At 68.2% G+C, this 512-nt stretch carries 1 protein-coding gene; it reads right to left on the reverse strand.

Annotated features, from left to right (window positions below; genetic code table 11):
- Positions 1–504 (reverse strand): AMP-binding protein (locus tag IEJ02_RS47995; protein ID WP_317986122.1); only part of this gene is annotated, 504 nt, incomplete at its 3' end.
- Positions 505–512: the final 8 nt, after the last annotated feature.

Genomic DNA, 512 nt, shown 5'->3' on the forward strand with positions numbered 1-512 from the left:
CACCACGCCCTTGGGGGTGCCGGTCGAGCCGGAGGTGTACATCACATACGCCGGATGCGACGGACGCAGCGGCGCCAGACGATCCGCGTCGGTCACCTCCCCAACTGGACAACCCGCCACCTCACACGCCGTCTCCGGGTCATCCAGCACCACCACCGGAACACCCAACGACGGCAACCGCCCCACCACATCACCCGACGCCACCACCAACACCGGCCCAGCATCCTCCACCATCAACCGCACCCGCTCCGCCGGAAACCCCGGATCCACCGGCACATACGCACCACCAGCCTTCAACACCGCCAGCAACACCACCACCACATCCACCGAACGCGACAACGCCACCCCCACCAACCGCTCCGGCCCCACCCCACACCCCACCAAAAACCGCGCCAACCGATCCGACCGCACCCCCAACTCCCCATACGACAACGCAACTTCCCCACACACCACCGCAACCGCACCACCACACCCCGCCACCCGCTCACCCAACACCCCCGGCACCGTCCCCC

This window comes from Streptomyces sp. 5-10 (assembly GCF_014712245.1).
Taxonomy (GTDB): Bacteria; Actinomycetota; Actinomycetes; order Streptomycetales; family Streptomycetaceae; genus Streptomyces; species Streptomyces violaceusniger.